The organism is Citrobacter sp. BIDMC107 (assembly GCF_001037575.1).
Classification (GTDB): domain Bacteria; phylum Pseudomonadota; class Gammaproteobacteria; order Enterobacterales; family Enterobacteriaceae; genus Citrobacter; species Citrobacter freundii.
In genome coordinates this window covers 329,871-350,150 of sequence record NZ_KQ089848.1, presented here as the reverse complement: position 1 = coordinate 350,150, position 20,280 = coordinate 329,871, and the positions used below count along the sequence as shown (strand labels likewise).

At 54.1% G+C, this 20,280-nt stretch carries 19 protein-coding genes; 10 read left to right on the top strand and 9 right to left on the bottom strand.

What is annotated here, in order from left to right; all coding sequences use genetic code 11:
• Nucleotides 1-3: 3 nt before the first annotated feature.
• Nucleotides 4-1,950, top strand: coding sequence for a DNA topoisomerase III (locus SK39_RS01665; RefSeq protein WP_048216538.1), 1,947 nt, complete (start codon nucleotides 4-6; stop codon nucleotides 1,948-1,950).
• Between the two features lie 89 nt (nucleotides 1,951-2,039).
• On the opposite strand, the gene gdhA is transcribed toward SK39_RS01665, so the two are convergent.
• The gene (gene gdhA, locus SK39_RS01660; protein WP_003832501.1) at nucleotides 2,040-3,383 is read right to left on the bottom strand and encodes an NADP-specific glutamate dehydrogenase; all 1,344 of its coding nucleotides are present in this window, start codon (nucleotides 3,381-3,383) and stop codon (nucleotides 2,040-2,042) included.
• A gap of 237 nt (nucleotides 3,384-3,620) precedes the next feature.
• Here gdhA and SK39_RS01655 point away from each other — a divergent pair, with 237 nt between their 5' ends.
• A complete protein-coding gene (locus tag SK39_RS01655; protein ID WP_016150109.1) occupies nucleotides 3,621-3,896 on the top strand; it encodes a YnjH family protein in 276 nt (91 codons plus the stop codon).
• Here SK39_RS01655 and SK39_RS01650 read toward each other — a convergent pair.
• Nucleotides 3,856-4,269, bottom strand: coding sequence for a pyrimidine (deoxy)nucleoside triphosphate diphosphatase (locus tag SK39_RS01650; RefSeq protein WP_032936117.1), 414 nt, complete (start codon nucleotides 4,267-4,269; stop codon nucleotides 3,856-3,858). The two genes, SK39_RS01655 and SK39_RS01650, sit on opposite strands and share 41 nt — an antisense overlap.
• Nucleotides 4,270-4,348: 79 nt before the next feature.
• Between SK39_RS01650 and SK39_RS01645 the strand changes: the two genes are divergently transcribed.
• Both SK39_RS01645 and SK39_RS01640 read left to right on the top strand, forming a co-directional pair.
• The gene (locus SK39_RS01645; RefSeq protein WP_003030660.1) at nucleotides 4,349-4,918 is read left to right on the top strand and encodes a carboxymuconolactone decarboxylase family protein; all 570 of its coding nucleotides are present in this window, start codon (nucleotides 4,349-4,351) and stop codon (nucleotides 4,916-4,918) included.
• Nucleotides 4,911-5,534: a CDP-alcohol phosphatidyltransferase family protein gene (locus SK39_RS01640; RefSeq protein WP_003846635.1), complete on the top strand. Its 624-nt coding sequence runs from the start codon at nucleotides 4,911-4,913 to the stop codon at nucleotides 5,532-5,534. Before SK39_RS01645 ends, SK39_RS01640 begins: the two co-directional genes overlap by 8 nt.
• Before the next feature lie 44 nt (nucleotides 5,535-5,578).
• On the opposite strand, the gene SK39_RS01635 is transcribed toward SK39_RS01640, so the two are convergent.
• The 7 genes from SK39_RS01635 to xthA form a co-directional block, all read right to left on the bottom strand.
• Nucleotides 5,579-6,886 carry a sulfurtransferase gene (locus SK39_RS01635; protein ID WP_048216537.1) on the bottom strand — a complete coding sequence of 436 codons (1,308 nt, stop codon included), beginning with the start codon at nucleotides 6,884-6,886 and terminating at the stop codon, nucleotides 5,579-5,581.
• 88 nt (nucleotides 6,887-6,974) lie between these two features.
• Nucleotides 6,975-7,607, bottom strand: coding sequence for an ATP-binding cassette domain-containing protein (locus SK39_RS01630; RefSeq protein WP_032936114.1), 633 nt, complete (start codon nucleotides 7,605-7,607; stop codon nucleotides 6,975-6,977).
• Nucleotides 7,607-9,142, bottom strand: coding sequence for an ABC transporter permease family protein (locus SK39_RS01625; protein ID WP_032936113.1), 1,536 nt, complete (start codon nucleotides 9,140-9,142; stop codon nucleotides 7,607-7,609). Before SK39_RS01625 ends, SK39_RS01630 begins: the two co-directional genes overlap by 1 nt.
• Complete coding sequence (locus SK39_RS01620) at nucleotides 9,115-10,284, bottom strand: ABC transporter substrate-binding protein (RefSeq protein ID WP_032936111.1); 1,170 nt, start codon at nucleotides 10,282-10,284, stop codon at nucleotides 9,115-9,117. Before SK39_RS01620 ends, SK39_RS01625 begins: the two co-directional genes overlap by 28 nt.
• A gap of 31 nt (nucleotides 10,285-10,315) precedes the next feature.
• Nucleotides 10,316-11,014: a TVP38/TMEM64 family protein gene (locus SK39_RS01615; RefSeq protein WP_032936109.1), complete on the bottom strand. Its 699-nt coding sequence runs from the start codon at nucleotides 11,012-11,014 to the stop codon at nucleotides 10,316-10,318.
• Nucleotides 11,011-11,667 carry a TVP38/TMEM64 family protein gene (locus tag SK39_RS01610; RefSeq protein ID WP_171279036.1) on the bottom strand — a complete coding sequence of 219 codons (657 nt, stop codon included), beginning with the start codon at nucleotides 11,665-11,667 and terminating at the stop codon, nucleotides 11,011-11,013. Before SK39_RS01610 ends, SK39_RS01615 begins: the two co-directional genes overlap by 4 nt.
• A gap of 222 nt (nucleotides 11,668-11,889) precedes the next feature.
• Nucleotides 11,890-12,696, bottom strand: a complete 807-nt coding sequence (xthA, locus tag SK39_RS01605; RefSeq protein WP_048216535.1) for an exodeoxyribonuclease III — start codon at nucleotides 12,694-12,696, stop codon at nucleotides 11,890-11,892.
• Nucleotides 12,697-13,140: 444 nt separating this feature from the next.
• Between xthA and astC the strand changes: the two genes are divergently transcribed.
• The 6 genes from astC to spy all read left to right on the top strand — a co-directional run bounded on the left by astC (nucleotide 13,141) and on the right by spy (nucleotide 20,000).
• Entirely contained in the window at nucleotides 13,141-14,361 is a 1,221-nt protein-coding gene (gene astC / locus SK39_RS01600) for a succinylornithine/acetylornithine transaminase (RefSeq protein WP_003840894.1), read from the top strand.
• Nucleotides 14,358-15,392 (top strand): arginine N-succinyltransferase, encoded by a 1,035-nt coding sequence (astA, locus tag SK39_RS01595; protein WP_003030637.1) that lies wholly within the window; start codon nucleotides 14,358-14,360, stop codon nucleotides 15,390-15,392. Before astC ends, astA begins: the two co-directional genes overlap by 4 nt.
• A complete protein-coding gene (gene astD, locus SK39_RS01590) occupies nucleotides 15,389-16,867 on the top strand; it encodes a succinylglutamate-semialdehyde dehydrogenase (protein WP_048216534.1) in 1,479 nt (492 codons plus the stop codon). The genes astA and astD overlap by 4 nt, the downstream gene beginning before the upstream one ends.
• Complete coding sequence (gene astB / locus SK39_RS01585; protein ID WP_048216533.1) at nucleotides 16,864-18,207, top strand: N-succinylarginine dihydrolase; 1,344 nt, start codon at nucleotides 16,864-16,866, stop codon at nucleotides 18,205-18,207. The genes astD and astB overlap by 4 nt, the downstream gene beginning before the upstream one ends.
• Nucleotides 18,200-19,165 (top strand): succinylglutamate desuccinylase, encoded by a 966-nt coding sequence (astE, locus tag SK39_RS01580; RefSeq protein WP_048216532.1) that lies wholly within the window; start codon nucleotides 18,200-18,202, stop codon nucleotides 19,163-19,165. Before astB ends, astE begins: the two co-directional genes overlap by 8 nt.
• Nucleotides 19,166-19,514: 349 nt before the next feature.
• Nucleotides 19,515-20,000 (top strand): ATP-independent periplasmic protein-refolding chaperone Spy, encoded by a 486-nt coding sequence (gene spy, locus SK39_RS01575; RefSeq protein WP_003030629.1) that lies wholly within the window; start codon nucleotides 19,515-19,517, stop codon nucleotides 19,998-20,000.
• Nucleotides 20,001-20,280 lie beyond the last annotated feature (280 nt).

Genomic DNA, 20,280 nt, shown 5'->3' with positions numbered 1-20,280 from the left:
TCGATGCGGTTGTTTATTGCCGAAAAACCAAGTCTGGCGCGTGCTATCGCCGATGTGCTGCCAAAGCCGCATCGCAAAGGCGATGGTTTTATCGAATGCGGAAATGGACAAGTGGTGACCTGGTGTATTGGTCACCTGCTTGAACAGGCGCAGCCGGATGCCTACGACAGTCGTTATGCTCGCTGGAGTCTGGTCGATCTGCCGATTGTCCCGGAAAAGTGGCAACTGCAACCGCGCCCCTCGGTGACCAAACAGCTCAACGTCATTAAGCGCTTTTTGCATGAGGCCAGCGAAGTTATTCACGCCGGTGACCCCGATCGTGAAGGGCAACTGCTGGTGGATGAAGTGCTGGATTACCTGCAACTGGCGCCTGAAAAGCGCCAGAAGGTGCAGCGTTGCCTGATTAACGACCTCAACCCGCAGGCCGTTGAGCGGGCTATTGAGCGGCTGCGCGCCAACAGTGAGTTTATTCCGCTGTGCGTGTCGGCACTGGCGCGAGCGCGTGCGGACTGGTTGTACGGTATCAATATGACGCGCGCTTACACCATTCTCGGACGTAACGCGGGCTATCAGGGCGTACTTTCGGTCGGGCGCGTACAAACGCCGGTGCTCGGGCTGGTTGTGCGTCGTGATGAAGAGATTGAGAACTTCGTCGCCAAAGACTTCTTTGAAGTGAAAGCGCATATCGTAACGCCCGCCGATGAGCGGTTTACCGCTATCTGGCAGCCGAGTGAAGCGTGTGAGCCGTATCAGGATGAAGAAGGGCGCTTGCTGAATCGCACGCTGGCTGAACACGTGGTGAACCGAATTAACGGTCAACCGGCGATAGTCACCAGCTATAACGATAAACGGGAATCAGAATCCGCGCCGTTACCGTTCTCGCTGTCGGCGTTGCAGATTGAAGCGGCGAAGCGCTTCGGTTTAAGTGCGCAAAACGTTCTGGATATCTGCCAGAAGTTGTATGAAACCCATAAGTTGATTACCTATCCGCGTTCGGATAGCCGTTATCTGCCGGAAGAGCACTTTGCCGGACGTCATGCGGTACTGAACGCGATTAGCGTCCATGCACCGGATCTGCTCCCGCAACCGGCGGTCAATCCCGATACGCGAAATCGCTGTTGGGACGACAAAAAAGTGGATGCGCACCATGCCATCATTCCTACCGCGCGCAGTTCATCCATTAACCTGAACGACAACGAAGCGAAAATCTACAACCTGATTGCCCGTCAGTATCTGATGCAGTTTTGCGCGGATGCGGTATTCAGAAAGTGCGTGATTGAGCTGGACATCGCCAAAGGCAAGTTTGTCGCCAAAGCGCGCTTTCTGGCGGAAGCCGGATGGCGCACGCTGCTTGGCAACAAAGAGCGCGACGAAGACAACGACGGAACGCCGTTGCCGGTGGTGGCAAAAGATGACGAACTGCTGTGCGAAAAAGGCGAAGTGGTTGAACGTCAGACTCAACCACCACGTCACTTTACCGATGCCACGCTGCTGTCAGCGATGACCGGGATTGCGCGATTCGTGCAGGATAAAGATCTGAAAAAGATCCTGCGTGCAACGGATGGTTTAGGTACAGAAGCGACGCGCGCCGGAATTATCGAACTGCTGTTTAAGCGCGGGTTCCTGGTGAAAAAAGGACGGTATATCCATTCTACCGACGCGGGAAAAGCGCTGTTCCACTCGTTGCCAGAAATGGCGACGCGTCCGGACATGACCGCGCACTGGGAATCTATCCTGACCCAAATCAGCGAAAAGCAATGTCGCTATCAGGATTTCATGCAGCCGCTGGTGGGGACGCTGTATCAGCTTATCGATCAGGCGCGCAGCACACCGGTACGACGCTTTCGTGGAATTGCTGCACCTGGCGGTAGTGGTGGCGATAAGAAAAAGAGTGCGCCGCGTAAACGTCCGGCGAAAAAAAACCCGCCATCTGAAGAGGCGGGCCTGTAAGTTTGTAGGCCTGATAAGCGTAGCGCCATCAGGCTTTGCCGGATGCGGCACCTGTGCCTTATCCGGCCTACGGGTCTACAGAGAAGATATTAAATCACACCCTGGCCCAGCATCGCGTCGGCTACCTTCACGAAACCCGCGATGTTGGCGCCACGTACGTAGTTGGTCTGTTTGCTTTCGCCGCCGTATTCAACACAGGCATGGTGAATATCCAGCATGATGTGGTGCAGACGCGCATCCACTTTCTCCGCTTTCCAGCCCAGACGTGCGGCGTTTTGCGCCATTTCCAGACCGGATGTCGCCACACCACCGGCGTTGGCGGCTTTACCCGGTGCGAACAGTACACCTGCCTCGAGGAACAGATCGGTGGCCTCGATAGTGGTCGGCATGTTTGCCCCTTCGGCGACAGCTTTCACGCCGTTGGCGATCAATACGCGTGCTGCATCGACATCCAGCTCGTTCTGCGTGGCACACGGCAGGGCGATATCGACCGGAACCGACCACGGCTGTTTGCCTTCCAGATAGGTCAGGCCAAACTCACGGGCATAATCTGCTACGCGACCGTCGCGGCTGTCTTTGATTGCGCACAGCCGCGCCAGTTTTTCTTTGGTAAATCCACTTTCGTCAACTACGGTACCGCTGGAATCGGAGGCGGTAACAACCCGCGCGCCAAACTCCATGGCTTTCTCAATGGCGAATTGCGCCACGTTACCGGAGCCAGAAACCGCTACGCGCATGCCTTCAAAGCCCAGACCATGGCGTTTGAGCATCGCTTCGGTGAAATACACCAGACCGTAGCCGGTGGCTTCCGGGCGAATCAGGCTGCCGCCGAAAGAGAGACCTTTACCGGTAAAGACGCAGGCGCTGTTGTTGGAGAGTTTTTTCATCATCCCGGCCATAAAGCCGACTTCACGGCCGCCCACACCGATATCGCCCGCCGGAACGTCGGTATCGGGACCTAAATGGCGGAACAGTTCGGTCATCAGCGCCTGGCAGAAACGCATGATTTCGCCTTCGCTTTTCCCTTTTGGATCGAAATCGCTCCCGCCTTTACCCCCGCCCATTGGTAGCGTGGTGAGGGCATTCTTAAACGTCTGCTCGAAGCCAAGGAATTTCAGGATCGACAGGTTCACGGAAGGGTGGAAACGCATACCGCCTTTGTATGGGCCAATGGCAGAGCTAAACTGCACGCGCCATGCGCGGTTGACCTGCACCTGATTGCGGTCGTCCAGCCAGACTACGCGGAACTGGATCACGCGCTCCGGTTCAACCAGACGTTCCAGCAATGACATCTGGCGATAACGCGGGTTTTGCTCAAGGAAAGGCCACAGCGTGGTCATTACCTCACGAACGGCTTGCGCGAACTCGGTTTGATTCGGGTCGCGCTTTTGCACATGGTTAAGGAATGACTCCAGAGAACATGTCTGATCCATAGATATAAGAACCTCTTATGTATTGATATGGTTATATTTTTGATTTTTGTGTTAAGTGTTGTGCAGTTTTTGACTATACCATCAGCACTGTGACGCGACGCAAGAAAAAATTAACCCCGCTAAGTAAATTAATATTGCGTGGTGGGTCATAACCAAAAACGATGATCGAAGAGGCTAAAGTTTCTGCCGATTTATACCGTTATACTGAGCATAATTGTCAGTTAAAAAGGAAAGAATATGCGCCGTTTAATCGTGGCAGGCGTGTTGGCCCTGGTGTCCGGCGCGACGCTGGCAAATCAGCCTTATCGCCCGGATGTGCAGGTTAACGTACCGCCGGAAGTGTTCAGTTCCAGCGGTCAGCGGGCGCAGCCCTGTAGCCAGTGCTGTATTTATCAGGATCAAAACTATTCAGAAGGGGCAGTGATTAAAGCTGACGGCGTCTTGCTTCAGTGCCAACGCGATGAGAAAACGATCAGCACAAATCCGCTGGTCTGGCGTCGCGTAAAAGAATAAACGCTTCCAGTAGTGGGATATCGGCAGGCGCCAGCGGATAACGCAGCGCCTCTTCGGGTGAACACCAGACGATATCCTGATGTTCATACGCCTTCAGTTCCCCCTGATATGACGGTACATGCCAGGCATGTAAGTGAATCAGTCGGCCCGAAATCTCGCGTTGATGGCTGGCAATGTAGCGCCCCACGACTGCCTCAATGCCCAACTCTTCACGCAGTTCACGGAACAGCGCCTCGGGCTGACTTTCGCCCGATTCAACCTTACCGCCGGCAAACTCCCACATGCCTGACTGATCCGCATGTAGCGGACGCTGAGCCAGTAAAATTTTGCCATCACGTTCAATGATAGCGGCGACCACGTCGAGGGTTTTCATTATATTCATCAAGATCTAACAGCAGAAAATGACATACTATCGTTATCTTTGTTTTATCTAAAGTATTCAGGAGCCACCGTTGAACGAACCTCAGTCGTGGGTAAAGCCGTTAACGCGTATCCCTTCCAGTCTAAAACCGCTCGTTGCTACGCAGAAAAAACATTATGGCGATGTGCTGCATCCCACGCGCTGGTGGGGGCGGATGCCGTTTCTGTTCTGGCTGGTGGCGCTGTTTGTCGGGTTTCTGGAGCGTAAAAAGGCGCGTTTAACGCCGGTGATGCGCGCGCTGTTGATGACCCGCGTTTCTCAGGTGTGCCACTGCGCTTTCTGCGTTGATGCCAACAGTTTACGGTTGGCTGAACGCTGTGGCGCGCTGGATAAAGTCTTACAGGTTGCCAACTGGCAAGAATCGGCGCTATTTAGCGCAGAAGAGCAAGTAGCTCTGGCCTATGCCGATGCGGTGACCGCAACGCCTCCACAGGTTGATGATGCGCTGAAAGCGCAGATGAAGCAGCATTTTACCGATGATGCCATTACGGAAATGACCGCGCTGATTGCGTTTCAAAATCTCTCTGCGCGTTTTAATGCTGCTCTCGATATTCCTTCCCAGGGGCTGTGCGACAGCTTTAAAGGACGCCCGCATGCTTGATCGTCATATTCATCCGCGATTAAAACCGCTTTTGCATCGCTGCGTAAGCATTATTGATAAACCGGCGATTACCCCGGACGGGCTTACGCTGGTCGGTTTTGCCATTGGCGTGTTGGCCTTGCCATTTTTGGCGTTAGGCTGGTATCTGGCAGCGCTGGCGGTCATTGTGCTCAATCGGCTTTTTGATGGGCTGGATGGGGCTCTGGCGCGGCGCAGAGGGCTAACCGACGCAGGCGGATTTCTTGATATCACGCTCGATTTTCTGTTTTACGCCTTAGTGCCATTCGGTTTTATGCTCGCCGATCCGGCGGCTAACTCGCTGGCTGGCGGCTGGCTGCTGTTCGCCTTTATGGGAACCGGCAGCAGCTTTCTGGCCTTTGCCGCGCTGGCGGCGAAACATCAAATTGATAACCCGGGCTACGCGCATAAATCGTTTTATTATCTGGGGGGACTGACCGAAGGTACTGAGACGATTTTGCTATTTGTGTTGGGTTGTCTGTTCCCGGAATATTTTGCCGTGATGGCGTGGGTCTTTGGCGCGCTGTGCTGGATGACGACATTTACCCGGATCTGGAGCGGATACCTGACACTGAAAGCGGTTCAGCGTCAGGCGTAGCGTATTGCGTTGCCGGATACGCTTATCCGGCAATAATGACAATCTTACTTACTGGCGTCCGGGCCCCGTTCACCGCTGGCAACCGGATTTTTTGGATTGCTGCTCCACTCATACCAGCCGCCGTCGTAGACGGAGACGTTTTTCCAGCCCATCGCGCGGGCATACATAAACGTTTCTGAAGCGCGCCAGCCGGTACCGCAATAGAAAGAGACCTGTTGATTCGGCAGGATATTCCATTGCTGCCACATGGCGGCGATGTCATCCGCGCTGCGCATGGTGCCATCCGGGTTATGAAAATCTTCCATATGCGTGGAGTCGCTGCCTGCGTGGCCCCAACGTGCACCTGCAATCTCACCTTTTGGCTTAATGTAGCTATAGCCGCTGGTGGTACCGACAAATTCTGGCCATGAACGAATGCTCACCAAAGACGCATCCTGGCGATGCAGCAGACCGCGAGCCTGTTCCATATCGAGCATCAGCTGCGGCTGGGCAGGGATTTTCACGCCGAAATCAGGTTCTGGTTTCACCGTTGGCGGAGTTCCGCGTTCGACCGGTAAACCTGAGTCGGACCAGGTTTGCCAACCGCCGTCGAGAAGACGAACATCTTTCACGCCTGCGTACAGCATAATTTGCGCCACGCGAGCAGCGGCATAGACATCGCGACCGTATAAAATCACCGTGGTGTCGTGGCGGATACCGTGTTTCGCCAGCATCGCTTTGAGCTGCGCGTCGGAAACTTTATTCCACAGCGGTTCGCTTTCAACTTCGTTGGTATCAATGTAGCCCGCACCAGGGATGTGGCTGAGCAGATACAACTTCGGCGCGCCCCAGGCGGCCTCAATCACTTTCCAGTCACCCGCCGGTTTAGCGGTTACGTTTTTACCCTGCTGCAGGTCGTGCAGCCACTGCGGGTACACCAGCTGTTCGAAGTGCGGCAGACGTTGCAGGCGGGCTGGGTCCGTAAGCGCATCGCTGAGGGTGGAGATATGGTTAAAGCCAACTTTTTGCAGGCGGGCTTTGACAGCCTGTATGTCGTTATCGCTACCATACAGCGCTACTGGCGCATCAGTTTTCAACTGATGTGACTGAATCCAGGCGCTGAGTTGTTCATCATTCATCTTGTCGAGCCAGGCGGCAGACAGGTTCAGTGCGGAAGGTTCGTGTCCTGAAGGACCATTAAGCGACTGCGGCCAGCCGTTGTAAAAAGCGCTCTGACGGGTATCGATCGCCGCGCCTTGCTTTTGCTGTAACTGGTCGAGGGTGAGCGTCTGTGCTGTTTCAGCTGCCCAGGAAGAAGCGCAAGCGAGCCCTAAAGCCAGTGCCAGCGCGGTCATTTGAGAAACACGTTTCATCGAATAGCCCGACGTTGAAAAAAAGAGGACGACATTCTGTGCCGCCGGTTAAGTAAAAACCTTGCGTTAACGCAGCATATCGCCACATTCACGCCCAGTTTTCCATCTGAAGTACGCGGCCTGCTGGTGGAACGTCCTGCGCGTCATGGGTCACCTGTACCACCGGGATCCCCAACTTACGCACCTCGGTGAAGACCCATTGGCGAAAGGTGTCGCGTAGCGACGCATCCAGCCGACTAAAGGGTTCATCAAGTAACAGTGCCTGGGGCTGAGCCAGTAGCGCGCGGAGCAGGGCGACACGCGAGCGTTGTCCGCCGGAGAGCGACGCCGGATCGCGCGAATAAAAATCGGTCAGGTCAGCGCGCGCGAGAGCACTTTCCACCGCATGTCGTCTGGCGGAACCCTGCAGGCTGGCAGGTAGGGCCAGCAGTAAATTCTGCCCAACGCTGAAATGGTCAAACAACAACGCATCCTGGAACAGAATGCCAATCTGGCGCTGCGCCGTAGGCAGCGAGTCAACGCGTCGTTCGTTGAGCCACAGCTCGCCTGATGCCTGAAACTGAGGCGACAACGCCCCGACCATCCACGAAAACAACGAGGACTTTCCGCTGCCGGAAGAACCCATAATCGTGACAATGTCACTTTTATCAACCTGAAAGGTAACGTTCTTCAACAGCGCAGTCGCACCCTGGTACAACGAAACGTTATGCACAATGAGCATTAGCGGAGTCCTTGTCGAAAGCGGCCAATCCACGCGGCGAGAAAGGCTGCGAGTGCGAAAACGAGCAGTGGTAGAAGAAGCTGCCACAACGCTTGTGTTGCCAGAATCTCGCTGCTACCGCCGCTGCTTAATGCCACCGCTTCGGTGGTCAGCGTGGAATAGCGTCCGGCACCTAGCCATAGCGTCGGCATATACTGGGCGATACTGACCGAGAAGCCAACTGCGAAGGCAATCAATGCCGGACGCACCAGCTGCGGGCATTTCACCAGCCAGAATATCCGCCCCTGCGACCAGCCCAGCGTTTGTGCAATCAAAATTAATCGCGGGTCAATGCGCTGCCAGGCCGGTTTAAGCACAAATAGCATCCAGGGCATCACCCACAGCAGGTGGCCCCAGATAATGGTCGTCATCAGTCCATCCTGTCCGGCATATAACGCCAGCAGATATTGTCCGGTTACCAGTGGTAGCGCAGGCAAAATGAGCGGTAGCCAGACCCAGCGGTGCCCGGTTTGTGGACCCCATTCCAGCCAGACAAAAAGTATCAGTAGCGCTAACACGCTGGAAAGGAGCCCTAGCTGCAGGCTATTGCTGAGCGCCTCGTGGTTTAGTGAGGAATAGCTGGCGATAAGCGCCAGTACAAGCGCGCATACCACACCGCTGACGGGCAAGATCTGTACCAGCGGGCGTGCGATTGTTATAGGTGAAAAATGCAGGCGTTCACCATTTACTGCCGGGATAGTACGTCGCCAGGCGCGCCACAACAGATAACTCACCAGCGCGATAATGAGGAGTAACAGCACCAGCAACAGGCTGGCGAGTGCGCCTTTCGCCTGCTGTTCGACATCGCCCTGACTGAGCCATTGCCAGCTCAATACGGCCAGTGTTGGCGGATTTCCGGGGCCGAGGACGATTGCCACATCCACAACGGAGAGTGACCAGGCAACAATCGCCAGCATAGCTTTGCCTAATGCCGGGCCGATAGCGGGCAGTACCAGCCAGTTCAGGCATTGCAGTCGGCTGTAACCCAGCGAATCCAGCACGATAACCTGCTGCGAAAGTTGTTTTTCACTCAGTAGAGCCGAGAGGATCCATAACAAAAAAGCGCTCTCTTTCACCGCCAGCGTCACGCCAAGCCCAATGCCGTAACGGTCTGGTTGTGGGCTGAGGAACGGTAGCCATTGCCAGATTTTACCGCCTTCGGCAAAAACCAACAGCACGCTGGTGGCGAAGGCAACATGCGGGATCGCCAGCAGCCACGGAAGACGGGTGCTTAGTCGCGCCCAGCCTGCACCGGGCCATAAAGCGAGGATCGCCAGCAGCGCGATGATTAGCGCGCCGCCGGCAGCCAGTCCTGTGGAAACAAGTGTCGCCAGTAACGCCTGCGGAAGTTGAGGGTCGGCAAAGAGAGCCAGCCAATGGGGTAGGCTAAGGGCTGGCGCTATCAGAGAGAAAGCCGCTGGCACCAACGGCAGATAAACTGCCGCCATGATGGCCCAGAGTAGCAAAATTAATGCGTACCGTAGCGGCGTAGCCATTCTTGTTCCAGAGCGTTTACCCAGGCAGCATGCGGTTCCGGCAGAACGGCAGGGAGTCCTTGTGGGATCCGTGCCAGCAGCGCATCACGCTGTTCGACAGGTAATTTTTGTGGATCAAGCACCGAAGGATCTCCCCAGACAGTTGAGTCGGCTTTACGCAGTTGTGCTTCGGGCGAAAGCAGGAAGTTTGCCACGACTTTTGCTGCGGCACTGGCGCGGGCATTCGCCGGAATGGCAACAAAGTGCACGTTGCCGAGCATGCCCTGTGAGAAACCAAAACTGTAGCTGCTTTTAGGCAATTCGCCGCTGGCTACTTTTTGCTGCGCGTGGGCTGGGTTAAAGGTCAATGACAAACGCAGGGTGCCGCTATTGAGCAGTACATCCATTCGTGCTGGCGTGGGCGGAAAATCTTTGCCTTCACGCCAAAGTACAGGGTGCAAGGTATCAAGATAATGCCACAATGGCGCGGTAACGTCGGCGAATGTCGCTGCATCTGGCGCAACTTTCAATGCTTGTGGTTTGGTGGTGAGCGAAATTAACAACTGCTCCAGAAACGCCGTGCCGGTAAAGTCTGGCGGGCGCGGATAGGTCACCGTGCCAGGGTGCGCCTGCGCAAATTCAAGCAGTGCCTGCGGAGATTGCGGCGGCTGTGCGGTGAGATCGCGCCGGGCAATAAAGGTGAGTTGGGCACCGCCCCACGGTGATTCAGCCCCCTCCGTTGGAACGGAGAAATCTTCGGTCACCGGTTTCTGGGTATCAACATAGCGCCAGTTAGGCAGCGTTTGCGCCCACTGAGTTTGCAGAAGCCCGGCTTCTTTCAGGGTGCGGAAGTTTTCGCCGTTAACCCACAATAAATCGACAGAACCCCCGGTTTTTCGCCCGGATGCTGCTTCTGTCTGGATACGTTTTACCGCGTCGGCGGCATCTGCGAGACGTACGATTTTCAGGTTAATTGCATAGTGCGTTTTCATCTCGCCGCTAACCCAATCGAGATACTGGTTAACTGCATTGTCGCCACCCCAGGCGTTGAACCACACCGTCTGACCGCGGGCATCATTTTTGATTTGTTGCCAGCCGTCGTCCTGGGCAAACGTCGCCAGCGGACAGAGCATTAAACTCAGGCACAATAAGCAGTAACGCATAGTATCTCCATGGCTAAAAATGGGGGAAGTCTCAGGTTTTTTTTCGCTGATGTTCAAGATAAAGGCTTCTCGCCACTGAAATTATTATGCTCAGAGCGAACAGGATGAACAGGCCGGTTACAAACCAAAATGTACCGCCGGTTAACAGGCTACCCGCCCATGAATAGACGATAGTGGCGGGTAACTGACCGATGCCGGTGGCGATGAAAAAATGGCGAAACCGAATCGAGGTCAGGCCTGCTGCGTAGCTTACCGGATCGAACGGTACAAAAGGTAACAGGCGACAGACCAGAATGGTGTGCTTGCCATAGCGCTCGAAAAAAGCGTCCATGTTGTTCAACACCGTTTTTCCGGTCAGTTTCTCCACCGCGCCACGGCCTAAAACGCGGGCAATAAAAAAGCACAGCGCCGCGCCTGCCATTGCGCTGCACCAGGACAATATGCCGCCCCAAAATGCACCAAACAGCGAGGCGTTGGCAAAGGTGATCACAAAAGCGGGAAGCGGGGCGACGATGGCCTGCAAGATCATCAGGAAGAATGAAACGACCGCCGCCTGAGTTCCGTAAGAACGAATAAAATTCTCAATTGCATGCTGATCGAGCGTGGCAAATGCCGCCAGGCTGCTGTGGAGAAAATCGCTCACGCCAGGTATCCACGCCCACGCCATCAGCGCGAGCAGCAGCAGGATTATCACTCCGGCGCGGTAGTAATGGATGCGTCGTTTTATCATTTATCTGCGCACTCGTGAGGAACTGATGGATCGACATGCTTATAACGGGCCCAGGCTTTGGTTGCCTGCACGAGGGCGAATAACGCCAGCCCCGCCACGCTGAGTTTACCGATAAATGCCCAGCTAATTCCTTCGCTGGCCAGTTCGTGCGACATCAGCGTATAAATAAAAATGCCTGGTAAAGTGGTTGCCGCAGATATCACGGTAAATGACCAGAACGGAATGGCCGTCAGCCCATAGGCGTAATTTTGAATATTATAAGGGAACAGCGGCACGAGCCGGGTGAGAATCAGAAAGTCAACTCCGCTATGGGCAATGCCTTTTTCGATAGTCTGAAACATTGTCGTATGCCCAACGTATTTCAGGAGCAGATCCCGTCCAAGCCAGCGAGCCAGCAAAAACGACAGCGCCGAGGCCACGGTTGCTGCCACTAACGAGATAAGCGTCCCTGCCACGGGGCCAAACAGCACACCGCCGACGATCACCAGGATGCTGCCGGGGATCAGACACAGCGCAGCAACAATAAACAGCAGGATATAAAGCGTATAGCCGAACATACCGCTTTGGCGGATGACGTCTTGTAAATGATGGAAATTGGTTATCAGGTCGGTCAGACCATAATGATGGAAAACTCCCGCCAGAACGCAGAACAGGACCGCGACAATCAGCAGCCGGTATTCTGCTTTATGCGAACTTCTTTTTCATGGGGGTTCTCCTGTAAAACCGAGTGCAATGGAGCATTTTCGTCAGCGAAAAGTGCGCGCGAAGATATAATAAATTCCCGGCCGCAACAATGTATTACCGTCGCTTTATTGATTTTGCACAGAATAACAGACTCTCCAGGCCGGGCCCGGAGAGTAAAAAAACATAGAAGGTCAGACGCGGAATTTAGCCCATACCGGCGCATGGTCGGACGGTTTTTCCATACTGCGAATTTCATAGTCGATGCCGGTTTCTTCGCAGCGTTCCGCCAATGGGTTGCTCGCCAGCAGCAGATCGATACGCAGGCCACGGTTATCGTCAAAGCCTTTTGAGCGGTAATCAAACCACGAGAACTGGTCATTCTTTTCAGGATTTGCGTGACGGTAGGTATCCACCAGACCCCAGCCCAGCAGGCGTTCCATCCACTCACGCTCCTCCGGCAGGAAGGAACATTTTCCGGTACGCAGCCAGCGTTTACGGTTCTCTTCGCCAATGCCGATATCGAGATCGGTTGGGCTAATATTCATATCGCCCATGATCAATACCGGATTGTCGCGCTTCAACTCTGTCTCAAGATAGTTTTGCAGGTTCTGGTAAAACGCGGCTTTGGCCGGGAATTTAGCTTCATGGTCGCGGCTTTCGCCCTGCGGGAAATAGCCGTTGATCACAGTGATGCTGCCCAGAGGGGACGGAATCTCTGCCATGATAATACGACGCTGCGCTTCTTCGTCATCGCCCGGGAAGCCACGACGTACCGCAATTGGCGTTTCTTTCGTTAACAACGCGACGCCGTAATGGCCTTTCTGGCCGTGATAAAAGACGTTGTAACCGAGCTTTGCTACCTCTTCGAGAGGGAACATATCGTCGTGGACTTTTGTCTCCTGTAAGCCAATAACATCCGGTTGATGTTTTTCGACAATGGCTGCCAGTTGATGGGGACGGGCACGCAGGCCGTTGATATTAAAAGAGACAAATTTCATAGTCACTGCCACTTTGCAAGATGAATAGTGCAAGGATGGTAGCAGAATTTCTGCAGACTGACTGCTTCTTGTCACCTGATTCCAACAATGATTGCTAATGGTGTTAACGATGGAGCAAAAACTGCACCGTTTTGGCGCGAAGCGCGCCGGAATGGAGCAATAATTTCCGAAAAATTTCGTATACGATCACAATTCCAGAATTATATTTGGCGACTGAATAAAACTGCGTTTTTTCCTCTGTTTAGTCACCTGATGCGCAAACATATTCACTTTATATGCACGTATAGTGAATATCGTCACGTTGTAACCTGTTGATATTCCGTCCTCGACCTCCGTTTATGCACTTTTTTCGCTGGCTGGCACGAACCCTGCAATCTACATTTACACCGCAAACACTATATTTATTAACATATAAATAACCTTTTATTTACCGTTGAGGTCGCTATGTCTCTGTCAATTACGCGTGAAAATTTTGATGAATGGATGATGCCTGTATACGCTCCGGCCCCTTTTATTCCGGTGCGGGGTGAAGGTTCACGTCTGTGGGATCAGCAGGGTAAAGAGTATATCGATTTCGCGGGAGGCATTGCGGTTAACGCGCTGGGTCACGCCCATCCGGCATTGCGCGAGGCATTAAACGACCAGGCGAGCAAATTCTGGCATACCGGAAATGGCTACACCAACGAGCCGGTATTGCGTCTGGCGAAAAAGCTGATTGACGCCACCTTCGCCGAGCGCATTTTCTTCTGTAACTCCGGCGCAGAAGCCAACGAAGCGGCACTAAAACTGGCGCGTAAATATGCCCACGATCGTTTTGGCAGCCAGAAGAGCGGGATTGTGGCGTTTAAAAATGCCTTCCATGGCCGCACGCTGTTTACCGTCAGCGCCGGTGGTCAGCCCGCCTATTCGCAGGATTTCGCGCCGCTGCCGCCGGATATCCGCCATGCCGTGTATAACGATCTCGATTCTGCCAGCCAACTGATTGATGACACGACCTGTGCGGTCATCGTCGAGCCTGTCCAGGGCGAAGGCGGCGTGGTGCCGGCAACAAACGCGTTTTTGCAGGGGTTGCGTGAATTATGCGATCGCCATAATGCGCTGCTGATTTTTGATGAGGTTCAGACCGGGGTTGGCCGTACTGGCGAGCTGTATGCCTATATGCATTACGGCGTTACGCCGGACCTGCTGACGACAGCTAAAGCGCTGGGCGGTGGTTTCCCCATCGGCGCACTGCTGGCGACAGAGCATTGCGCCAGTGTGATGACGGTGGGTACGCACGGTACAACGTACGGCGGCAACCCGCTGGCGACGGCGGTGGCGGGTAAACTGCTGGAAATTGTTAACACGCCGGAAGTTCTCAACGGAGTAAAACAGCGCCACGACTGGTTTGTGGAGCGTATTAACGCCATTAACGAACGTTTTGGACTGTTTAGTGAAATTCGAGGACTCGGGCTGCTGATCGGCTGCGTGCTGAACGCGGAATTTGCCGGGAAAGCGAAACTCATCTCGCAAGAAGCGGCTGTTGCCGGGGTGATGGTACTGATTGCTGGCGCTAACGTGGTGCGTTTTGCGCCAGCGCTCAATGTCAGCGAAGAAGAAGTTGCCACCGGACTGGATCGCTTTGCGCTGGCCTGCGAACGCATTAAAGCAGGAGGTTCATCATGATGGTGATTCGTCCCATTGAACGTGCTGATATCACCGCGTTGATGCAGCTTGCCGGTAAGACCGGCGGCGGATTGACCTCGCTACCGGCGAATGAAGCGACGCTAATGGCGCGTATCGAACGTTCGCTACAAACCTGGCGCGGTGAGTTGCCCAAAAGTGAACAGGGATATGTGTTTGTGCTGGAAGACAGCGCCAGCGGAACTGTGGCCGGGATTTGCGCCATTGAGGTGGCGGTAGGACTTAACGATCCCTGGTACAACTATCGGGTCGGCACACTGGTCCACGCCTCGAAAGAGCTGAATGTGTATAACGCGCTGCCGACGCTGTTTCTGAGTAACGATCACACGGGTAGCAGCGAGCTTTGTACGCTGTTTCTCGATCCGGACTGGCGAAAAGAAGGCAACGGCTATTTGTTGTCAAAATCGCGCTTTATGTTTATGGCCGCGTTTCGTGACAAGTTTAATGAGAAGGTCGTGGCTGAGATGCGCGGCGTGATCGATGAACACGGTTACTCGCCGTTTTGGCAAAGCCTCGGCAAACGTTTTTTTTCAATGGAATTCAGCCGGGCGGATTTTCTCTGCGGAACAGGGCAAAAAGCGTTTATTGCTGAATTAATGCCCAAGCATCCTATTTACACCGATTTCCTGTCTGATGAAGCACAAAGCGTGATTGGTCAGGTTCATCCGCAAACGGCGCCCGCGCGGGCGGTGCTGGAGAAAGAGGGCTTTCGCTATCGCAACTATGTCGATATTTTCGACGGCGGGCCGACGCTGGAATGCGATATTGACCGGGTGCGGGCGATTCGTAAAAGCAGGCTGGTGGAAGTGGCGGAAGGTCAGCCAGCAACCGGCGATTATCCGGCCTGTCTGGTTGCCAATGAAAACTATCAAAACTTCCGCGTCATGCTGGTTCGCGCAGACCCGGATACCCAACGTCTGGTACTGACGGCGGCACAACTGGATGCCCTGAAATGCCACGCGGGCGACCATGTACGTTTTGTGCGTCTTTGTGCAGAGGAGAAAACAGCATGACACTATGGATAAACGGTGACTGGGTGACGGGACTGGGCGAGCGTCGGGTGAAAACCAACCCAGTAGGTGGTGATGTGCTGTGGCACGGCAATGATGCCGATGCCACGCAGGTGACGCAAGCGTGCCAGGCTGCGCGTGCAGCTTTTGCCGGTTGGGCTAAACAGCCCTTCAGTGAACGCCAGGCGATTGTTGAAAAGTTTGCTTCATTGCTGGAAAGCAATAAGTCCGAGCTAACCCAGATTATCGCCAGGGAAACCGGCAAACCACGCTGGGAAGCCGCGACTGAACTGACGGCGATGATCAATAAAATCGCCATCTCCGTCAAATCTTACCATGCCCGTACCGGAGAGCAGCACAGCGAACTACCGGATGGCGCGGCAACGTTGCGCCATCGCCCACACGGCGTGCTGGCGGTTTTTGGTCCGTATAACTTCCCTGGTCATTTACCCAATGGCCATATTGTTCCGGCATTACTGGCAGGCAATACGTTGATTTTCAAACCCAGCGAGTTGACGCCGTGGACCGGTGAAGCAGTAACAAAGCTGTGGGAACAGGCGGGATTGCCGCCGGGCGTGCTGAACCTGGTGCAGGGCGGACGTGAAACAGGGCAGGCGCTGAGTGCGCTGGAAGACCTCGATGGTCTGCTGTTTACCGGCAGTGCCAATACCGGTTATCAGTTGCATCGGCAGTTATCCGGTCAACCGGAAAAAATCCTCGCCCTCGAGATGGGGGGTAATAACCCGCTGATTATTGAGAATCCGGAGGATATTGATGCCGCGGTACATCTGACCATTCAGTCCGCATTTGTCACCGCCGGACAGCGCTGTACCTGTGCCCGCCGCCTGCTGGTAAAAAAAGGCGTACAGGGTGATGCGTTCCTGACGCGTCTGGTGGAGGTTAGTCAGCGTTTAATGCCCGGCAACTGGGATGCGGAACCGCAGCCGTTTATGGGCGGACTGATTTCCGAACAGGCCGCGCAGCATGTCTATGATGCCTGGCAGCGTCTGGCGTCGTTGGGGGGACGTACGCTGTTGGCGCCACGTCTGGTGAAAGCGGGAACGTCACTGCTGACCCCTGGAATCATTGAACTGACCGGGGCGGCGAACGTACCTGATGAAGAGGTTTTTGGGCCGCTGCTTGGCGTATGGCGTTATGACAGTTTTGATGAGGCGATTCGTGTGGCGAACAACACCCGCTTTGGACTGTCGTGTGGGTTAGTTTCGCCCGATCGCGGCCAGTTTGAACAGCTACTGCTGGAGGCACGAGCAGGGATCGTCAACTGGAATAAGCCGTTAACCGGCGCTGCGAGTACCGCACCGTTTGGCGGCGTTGGCGCTTCCGGGAACCATCGCGCCAGCGCGTGGTATGCCGCAGATTATTGCGCCTGGCCGATGGCAAGTCTGGAATCACCGGCCTTAACGCTGCCAACGGCGCTTAGCCCCGGGCTGGATTTTTCTCGCGAGGATAATCTATGAAAGCCCGTGAGGTAAATTTTGATGGTCTGGTGGGATTGACTCACCACTATGCAGGATTGTCATTTGGTAATGAGGCCTCAACCAAACATCGATTTCAGGTGTCGAACCCGCGTCTGGCGGCGAAGCAAGGTCTGCTAAAGATGAAAGCGTTGGCGGATGCGGGTTTTCCTCAGGCGGTGATCCCCCCCCACGAGCGGCCTTTTATTCCGGTTCTGCGTCAGTTGGGTTTTAGCGGCAGTGACGAACAGGTGCTGGAGAAAGTGGCGCGTCAGGCACCTCACTGGCTCTCCAGTGCCAGCTCCGCATCGCCTATGTGGGTAGCGAATGCGGCAACGGTTTGCCCTTCAGCAGATTCGCTGGACGGGAAAGTGCATCTGACGGTGGCGAATCTGAATAATAAGTTCCACCGTTCGCTGGAAGCGCCTACTACCGAAGCGTTGCTACGGGCGATTTTCCGTGATGAGAATAGTTTTGCTGTCCACGGTGCGTTACCCCAGGTTGCGCTTTTCGGTGATGAAGGGGCGGCAAACCATAACCGCCTCGGTGGAGATTACGGCGATCCCGGTGTACAGCTATTTATTTACGGTCGTGAAGAAGGCAATGCATCCCAGCCGAAGCGCTATCCGGCAAGGCAATCCCGTGAGGCCAGTGAGGCGGTCGCACGACTGAATCAGGTTAACCCGCATCAGTGTATTTTTGCTCAGCAAAACCCGGATGTCATCGATCTTGGTGTGTTTCATAACGATGTGATTGCGGTGTCGAATCGCCAGGTGTTGTTTTGTCATCAGCAGGCGTTTGTTAGACAGCAGGCGTTATTAGAGCAGTTGCGTAGTCAGGTGGCAGGTTTTACCCCGCTGGAAGTCCCGACTGCGGAAGTTTCGGTGCAGGATGCGGTGACTACCTATCTGTTTAACAGTCAGTTGCTGAGTCGTGACGACGGTTCGATGATGCTGGTCCTGCCGCAGGAGTGCCGGGAGCATACTGGCGTGTGGCGGTATCTGAACCGTCTTGTCGAGGAAGACAATCCGATCGATGACCTGCGGGTATTCGATCTGCGTGAAAGTATGTCCAACGGCGGCGGTCCGGCATGCTTGCGCCTGAGAGTGGTGCTCACCTTGCAGGAACAGCAGGCGGTGAATCCGGCGGTTATCATGAACGATATGCTGTTTAACACGTTGAATAACTGGGTTGACCGTTACTATCGCGATCGTCTTACCGCTGCCGACCTTGCCGACCCACAGCTGTTGCGCGAGGGGCGTGAAGCGCTGGATACGCTGACGCAATTGCTTAAACTCGGCTCTGTGTATCCTTTCCAGTTGGAGGGGATGCGCCATGGATAACTTTCTGGCTATCACGCTCGCAGGCGCCACTCCAGAGAAAACGCAAGGAACCATTCATGGTTTTGACTGGCAGTGGATCGGTCACGGAATTCTGGAATTGACGCCGCTTGCACCCGTTGAACATTCTCTGGTGCTGTCTGCGGGGATCCATGGCAATGAAACCGCGCCGGTAGAGATACTCGACTCATTGTTGTCCCGGTTATTTAGCGGCGAGCTGGCACTAACATGGCGGCTACTGGTGATTCTGGGAAACCCGCAGGCGCTTGCTGCGGGAAAACGGTATTGTCATAGCGACCTGAATCGTATGTTTGGCGGCCGGTGGCAGATTTTTACCGCGAGTGAAGAAACGCGCCGAGCCCATGAGCTTGAGCTGTGTCTGGAGGATTTTTATTCGCGGGCGAAAGAGCCAGCACGCTGGCATCTGGATCTACACACCGCGATTCGCGGTTCACAGCATCTGCGCTTTGGCGTGTTGCCACAACGCAACGTTGCCTGGGATGAGGGTTTTCTTGAATGGCTGGGATATGCGGGACTGGAGGCGCTGGTCTTTCATCAGACGCCTGGCGGCACGTTCACCCATTTTAGCGGGGAACATTTTGGCGCACTGGCCTGTACGCTGGAACTCGGTAAAGCGCTGCCGTTTGGACAAAACGATCTGTCCCAGTTTGCGCAAACGGCAGACGCACTGGCGCAGTTGCTGCGAGGCGAGCGAGTATCGACGGGAGAAACATCTCCGCTGCGCTACCGCGTAGTGTCGCAAATCACGCGACGTAGCGACGATTTCATTCTTCATATGGATAACCAGACGCTCAACTTTACCCCTTTTAAAGAGGGAACCTTGCTGGCGCAGGACGGTGATGAACGTTTTATTGTCACCCATGATGTTGAATACGTTCTCTTTCCGAATCCCAACGTGGCCTGTGGTTTACGTGCCGGGCTGATGCTCCAAAAAATGTGATAAATATATATGCCTTGCAGGTTTATCCTTCAGGGCTTATTTTTGCGTGCTGTTTTTATTTATTACGGATTATTCCTGGTGAATTGCTTTCTTAATAAGCAGGGTTCAGGTATAGTTCTTCATAATCCTTTCAAAATCATCCTGTTGTAATTTTTTATTGCAACTCTGCGCAATTTATTCTTTTTTTCTTCATAATTGATGAAAATTTGTTTTTTATACTTTCACTGTTTTACCGTTGCTCTGATTAATTGACGCTTAAGCCGGTAAAGTTAATCTCGTCAACACGACATCACATTGCATAAGAGTCGCATGAGTGTCGTAAAAATAACTGAAAGAAAGGATAGAAATTATGCGTAAACTGACTGCTCTGTTTGTTGCCTCTACTCTGGCCCTGGGTGCTGCCAACCTGGCTCACGCCGCTGACACGACAACAGCTGCGCCAGCTGATGCCAAACCGATGATGCACCACAACGGTAAATTCGCCCCGCATCACGACATGATGTTCAAAGACCTGAACCTGACCGATGCTCAGAAACAGCAGATTCGCGAGATCATGAAAGGTCAACGCGACCAGATGAAACGTCCGCCGCTGGAAGAGCGTCGCGCGATGCACGACATTATTGCCAGCGACAGTTTCGATAAAGCGAAAGCCGAAGCGCAGATTGCGAAGATGGAAGAACAGCGCAAAGCCAACATGTTGGCGCATATGGAAACTCAGAACAAGATTTACAACATTCTGACCCCGGAACAGAAAAAGCAGTTTAATGCCAATTTTGAGAAGCGTCTGACAGAACGTGCAGCGCAGAAAGGTAAAATGCCACAAGCTGCCGAGTAATCGATCAGCGTCTACACTAAATCATTCATGCTGTGTTGCACTGATTGCCGCACAGCGTGAAACCAAACTCAAGACCGCCGCTCTTGTCCACAACACGTTTAACGATGTGGGCAGGATCGGCGGTTTTTTCTTTCCTGCCTATTGCACCGGACACACGACACGCTATTCTCCTGAAGCCCGTGAAAATTCTACCTGGATCAGCGCGTTATTCTTTTTTGCAAAACACCGGGTTCATCGCTAAGGCAAATCAACTCTGCTGCCGATAACAATAATCTGCAGG